The 5480-nt window shown below is 62.9% G+C and carries 5 protein-coding genes; 3 read left to right on the top strand and 2 right to left on the bottom strand.

Features of this window, described 5'->3' with window-relative positions; genetic code table 11:
- Positions 1-19: 19 nt before the first annotated feature.
- On the bottom strand, positions 20-892 hold the full coding sequence (ntrB, locus tag ACXJKR_RS22900) for a nitrate ABC transporter permease (RefSeq protein WP_457324764.1): 873 nt from the start codon (positions 890-892) through the stop codon (positions 20-22).
- Positions 889-2271: a CmpA/NrtA family ABC transporter substrate-binding protein gene (locus ACXJKR_RS22895; protein ID WP_457324763.1), complete on the bottom strand. Its 1383-nt coding sequence runs from the start codon at positions 2269-2271 to the stop codon at positions 889-891. Before ACXJKR_RS22895 ends, ntrB begins: the two co-directional genes overlap by 4 nt.
- 352 nt (positions 2272-2623) lie before the next feature.
- On the opposite strand from ACXJKR_RS22895, the gene ACXJKR_RS22890 reads away from it, so the two are divergent.
- The 3 genes from ACXJKR_RS22890 (at position 2624) to ACXJKR_RS22880 (ending at position 5346) form a co-directional block, all read left to right on the top strand.
- On the top strand, positions 2624-2911 hold the full coding sequence (locus ACXJKR_RS22890; protein WP_457324762.1) for a barstar family protein: 288 nt from the start codon (positions 2624-2626) through the stop codon (positions 2909-2911).
- A 181-nt stretch (positions 2912-3092) separates the two neighbouring features.
- Positions 3093-4646 carry an IS1182 family transposase gene (locus ACXJKR_RS22885; RefSeq protein WP_457324761.1) on the top strand — a complete coding sequence of 518 codons (1554 nt, stop codon included), beginning with the start codon at positions 3093-3095 and terminating at the stop codon, positions 4644-4646.
- 196 nt (positions 4647-4842) lie between these two features.
- The gene (locus ACXJKR_RS22880) at positions 4843-5346 is read left to right on the top strand and encodes a DUF2059 domain-containing protein (protein ID WP_457324760.1); all 504 of its coding nucleotides are present in this window, start codon (positions 4843-4845) and stop codon (positions 5344-5346) included.
- Positions 5347-5480: the final 134 nt, after the last annotated feature.

The following is a 5480-nucleotide window of genomic DNA, read 5'->3' as shown; positions in this document are numbered from 1 at the left end:
GCCCTGCACCTGAACGAGTTCAGTCGACATAGGTGATGGCCTTCTGGGCGCGGGCGAAGAGCAGGTCCAGCGCCATGCCCACGAGGCCGATGACGAGGATGGCGAAGATGACGTTGGGCAGGCTGAGGTTGTTCCACTCGTTCCAGACGAAGTAGCCGATGCCCGTGCCGCCCACCAGCATCTCGGCCGCCACGATGACGAGCCAGGCGATGCCCATGCTGATGCGCATGCCGGTCAGGATGGTGGGCGCCGCCGCCGGCAGGATGACCTCGAAGGCGCGGCGCAGCGGTGTGACTTCCAACGTGCGCGCCACGTTCAGCCACTCACGCCGCACGCCGGCCACGCCGAAAGCCGTGTTGATCAGCATCGGCCACAGGCTGCAGATGAAGATGACAAAGATGCCGCTCGCGGCCGAGTCCTTGATCGTGTAGAGGGCCAGCGGCATCCAGGCCAGCGGCGAGATGGGCTTCAAGACCTGGATGAACGGGTCGAGCGCGCGGTAGATCAGCGGGCTCATGCCGATGACGAAGCCCAGTGGGATGGCGACCAGCGCCGCGAGCAGATAGCCCAGCCCCACGCGACCCAGCGAGTACCCCAGTTGCAGGCCGATGCCCTTGTCATTGGGGCCGCGGTCGTAGAAGGGTTCGGACAGGTGGTGAACGACCGTGCGGCCCATCTGCGCGAGCGTCGGGAAGCCGCTCTTCGCCGCCACCGGCGTCGCGTCGACGGGCTTGCCCATCAGCTTGGCGTATTCGATCTGCTCGGGCGTCATCGCGGCTGTAGGCGCAGCGCTGGCGCCGCTGCCCAGCGTGGCGAGGTGCCACAGACCGAGCAGGCAGGCCAGCAGCAGCAGCGACAGCAGGCCGGCGCGGAAAGCAAGCGAGGGCTTCATGTGCGTTTGATCGCGAAGCTGTTGATGTAGGCATCCGGCTTCGTCGGGTCGAACTCCTTGCCCATCACCTTGAACTTCGGATAGCCGCCCGTCTTGTCCTCGGGCACGGCCTGGTCGAGCGCCTTCATCTGCTTGCGCGCGTCGGTCAGCAGGAACACCTTTTCGGCGATCTGTTTGTAGTTCACGTCGCCCTTGAGATAGCCCCAGCGCTTCATCTGCGTGAGCATCCACACGGCCATGCTCTGCCAGGGCATGGGGTCGAAATCGGCACGGTCCGGCACGACCTTCACATTGCCCAGCCCGTCGGCGAACTTGCCCGTCAGCACCTGGGCGATGACGGTCTCGGGCTGGTTCAGGTAGGCCTGCGGCGCGATGACCTTGGCGATCAGCTCACGGTTCTTGGCCTCGCGCGCCATCGCCGCAGCGGTCAGCACCGCGYGGTACAGCGCGATGAAGGTGTTGGGGTTCTTCTGAATGAACTCCGTGCTCGTGCCGAAGGCGCAGCAGGGGTGGCCGTTCCACAGCTCCTTGGTCAGCAGGTGGATGAAGCCCACCTCCTCGTACACGGCGCGCTGGTTGAACGGGTCCGGGCCCAGGAAGCCGTCGATGTTGCCGGCGCGCAGGTTGGCCACCATCTCGGGCGGCGGCACCACGCGGATCTGGATATCGCGGTCCGGGTCCAGCCCCGCTTCCGCCACGTAGTAGCGCAGCAGGAAGTTGTGCATGGAGTACTCGAAGGGCACCGCGAACTTGAAGCCCTTCCAGCTCGCCGGGTCCCGCTTGTCCTTGTGCTTGACGCTCAGCGTGATGGCCTGGCCGTTGGTGTTCTGGATGGTGGCCACGTTCATCGGCGTGGCGGGCGCGCCCAGGCCCAGGCTGATCGCCAGAGGCATCGGCGACAGGAAATGCGTCGCGTCGTACTCCTTGTTGATCATCTTGTCGCGGATGAGCGCCCAGCCCGCCGTCTTCACCACCTCCGCGTTGAGCCCCTGCTTGGCATAGAAGCCGAGCGGGTGCGCCATGATCAGCGGCGTGGCACAGGTGATGGGGATGAAACCGATCTTCAGGTCCTTCTTCTCCAGCGGCCCTTGACCGCCCTGGGCCATTGCCTGCAACGAGGCGATGGGCAGCACGCTACCGATGGCGGCCATCGCGGTGTTGCGGCCGACAGCCCTCAGGAAGCGGCGGCGCAGCGCGTCCTGCGGGAACAGCGCCTTCACGATCGTGGCTTCGACGAAGCTGGCGGACTCGGCCTCGAAGTCGGCCGTTTCGCTGCGGGCGCGCAGTTCGGCAGCAGCATGGTCAGCAGCGCTGGCGTGCTGGCCGCAGGCGCAATGCATCAGCAAAGGCCGGTCCGCGTCGTATGGATCGTGCGTCATCGAGTGCTCCTCAGGATGGGAGCGACTCTAGGAACCAGTGCGTCGTCGCGGAATCGTGGGGGGCGGCGAGTTTTTGTAGGGCTGGAACTACCAGGGAAAACCTGGGTCTGCAGCGGTTGGCGGCGGCGGGGCGAGAGCCAGCGCCGCTGGCATCATCAGGCGTCAACGCACGGCAGAGAACTTGTAAGTGCGAGCCGCTTTTGCCGGAAATTTAATGCTGTATGGAATGCAGTGGAACGGGAGACTTTTTGTGTTGATTCAAGCACTTGCCTGCGCTGCAATGCGCCGATCTAGAGCGCAGCGCGCCTGCCTAGGCAGCGCCGCCTGTCTCCACAGAACACGTTAGGCGGCTATGGGACGGGCAGCGCTCATTGAGATTGATCTTGCGAAGGCGAGCAGCTCTGCGGAACTTCAAGCACTCTTACGGGACTCGCTCGACTTCCCTGGTTGGTATGGCTGCAACTGGAACGCCTTCTGGGACGCCATCACCGGCCTGGTCGATATGCCCGAGACGCTTCGCTTCGTCGGCTGGACCGAGTTCAGCTCCAGATTGCCTGGAGACGCCGAACTCATGATTGGCTGTCTTCAGGAGATGACYGACAAATATCCAGAGCTGGCGTCAAAGGTTGCCTATGCATAGCGAGTCGTCAGTCCGTGAAGCAGGTGATTGCGAGCCGCCTAACCGGTCGCTGCAGCGGACGGCTTCGCCGTCCGCTGAGCTCAAACGTTGAGGCTGTCAAATAACCTGAAGTCGGGTCGCCACCGATTCATTTCTTGACGCCTAGTGCGTCAAATGAGCGGACTCGTTCAGGAGTCCCGCAATGCCCCGCTACAAGCCCTGTGATCGCCACGCGCTGTTGCTTCCGGTGGTGCTGTCAGAACAGATCTTGCCGGGCAGCTTCGCCTTCGCGCTGGACTACCTGGTTGAGCACGAGCTTGATCTGACGGCACTGGATGCGCGCTTCAAGAACGACGCCACGGGCGCCAGCGCCTTCGACCCGCGCGTGATGCTCAAGATCGTCTTGCTGGCCTACAGCCAAGGCCTGATCTCCAGCCGCAGCATCGTGGCCGCCTGCGCACGCAATGTCCAGTTCATCGCCCTCAGCGGTGACAGCCAGCCCAGCCATGCCCACATCGCCAAGTTTGTGACCTCCCTGAGCGACCAGATCAGGCCACTGTTCAGCCAGGTCTTGATGACCTGCGACGCCCAGGGCCTGATCGGGCGTGACATGTTCGCCATCGACGGCGTCAAGCTCCCCAGCAACGCCAGCAAAGAGCGCAGCGGCACGCATGAAGAACTGAGTCACCGAGCCGATCGCCTGGACAAGGCTGCGGACAAGATCCTGGCGCTGCACCAAGCCCAAGACAAGGAAGGCGCTCAGGCGCCGCTGGACACCAAACGTCAGGCTCGCATGGACGAGCTGCGCCAAGAGGCTGCGCGCACACGTGAATTCGTCGCCAAGCACCCCAAGCGCTTGAACAGCAAGGGCCAGGAACTGAAGTCCAACATCACCGACCCCGACAGCGCCAAGATGGCCACCAACAAGGGCGTCATCCAGGGCTATGCCGCGCAAGCAGCGGTGGACAGCGCCCACCAGATCATCATTGCCGCCGATGTGGTGGGCTCAGGCTCCGAGCAAAGCATGCTGGCGCCCATGATCGAACAGGCCAAACCCTGGCGCGATGACAACACCCTGGTCACAGCCGACGCGGGTTATCACAGCGACGCCAACGTGCAGCAACTGCATGACACCCACACCCCCGCCTTGATAGCCGACAACCAGATGCGCAAGCGTGATGAGCGCTTCGAAGGGCAAGGCAAACACAAGGCCAAGCCTGACCCGCTGTCGCAGAAGAAGGCCAGCGACCAGCCCGAAGAAATCAAGCACTTTCGGCCCAAGGATTTCGACTTCAACGAAGACAACACGGCGACCTGTCCGGCGGGCAAAGTGTTGAGCAGCAAGGGCACCCTGCACATCACGGCCAGCGGTCAGCCGTACCAGGCCTACATCGCCCAAGTGGCGGACTGCGGCCCCTGCGGGCTGCGCCGGCAGTGCATCAAAAGCCGGGGTGCGCCGCAGAGCCAGCTGCTGCGGGGCCGGCAAGTCAGCCGCTTCCGGCCCAAGGCGCCAGAGCCCAATCACCCCAGCGAGCGCATGCGCCAGGCCATCGATTCACCGCGAGGCCGGCAGCTGTATAGCCAGCGCATCGGCACCGTCGAGCCGGTGTTTGCAAACCTGCGTCACAACAAGCGGCTGAGCCGCTTTAACCATCGGGGCCAAGCCAAGGTCAGAACGCAATGGAGCCTGTACTGCCTAGTTCACAACATCGAAAAGCTATCGAAGGCGGGGTTCGGGCAATCCGGGGTTCAGTAACCGGACAAGCAGACGACACAATTGAGGTCAGGCAGGCGCGCAGGCGCCATGGAACCGAAAATTCAGCCCATGTCACCGATGAAGTCACCGACTCGATTCAACAGCCATTCATGCGGGCTGCACGGCAGGAGTGCTTGCGGATACAGGGTTTTTGGACAGCCTCGTTGAGCATCGATCAATTCATTTATTTCCAAGCATGACAAAAGTTCTCTCCGCGCTGCTGCTGACTTTGCTTATTCAGCCGGCGCTCGCTCAGCAGCCGACGCCTCAAACGCTTGAGCGCTTCCTGAACGCGTATCAGTTTGAGCCGGTTCGCGAGGCTTGGGGATATCGTTTGGATCGCGAAGTGAAGGCCGAGATTGCTAAGTGGCGAGCAAAGCCCGGCATCACCCCGCCGCTGCGCGCGGCCATCGACAAGTACGAGGCAGCGCTTGCTGCCGAACTGCAACGCAGCCTGTCTTCGGAGAGCCTTCGGCCGCGGTACGCCGCGATCTTTGGGAAGGTCTTCAACGAATCCGAGATGTTGGAGATCACTCGCTTCTATGAGTCCCCGGCCGGTAAGGCGTCCGTGGCCAAGCGCCCCCAGATTGCAGCACTCATTCAGGAGCAGTTCACATCAATCGCCTCCGAGATGGAGGTCAATCTCAAAGGCGCCCGCCTTGAACTCGAGAAGGCCGCCAACAGTGCGCAGCAAAAGTAGGCCGATGCCCAACCCTTCGCTGCAGCGGACGGCTTCGCCGTCCGCTGAGCTTTCACGTTGAGCATCAATGCAAACCGCGCCGTTTGTTCGCTCGCCTGATTCGTTCTGGCTGAGATTGATGCGTCAGCCAGCGG

The sequence above is a fragment of the Roseateles sp. P5_E11 genome (genome assembly GCF_054049355.1).
The sequence above is the reverse complement of the archived record's forward strand: the minus strand, read 5'-3'. Positions and strand labels throughout refer to the sequence as shown.

Excerpts from the sequence above, each read along its gene's own strand:
- ntrB (WP_457324764.1), bottom strand. The coding sequence starts at position 892 with ATGAAGCCCTCGCTTGCTTTCCGCGCCGGCCTGCTGTCGCTGCTGCTG.
- ACXJKR_RS22885 (WP_457324761.1), top strand. The coding sequence starts at position 3,093 with ATGCCCCGCTACAAGCCCTGTGATCGCCACGCGCTGTTGCTTCCGGTG.
- ACXJKR_RS22880 (WP_457324760.1), top strand. The coding sequence starts at position 4,843 with ATGACAAAAGTTCTCTCCGCGCTGCTGCTGACTTTGCTTATTCAGCCG.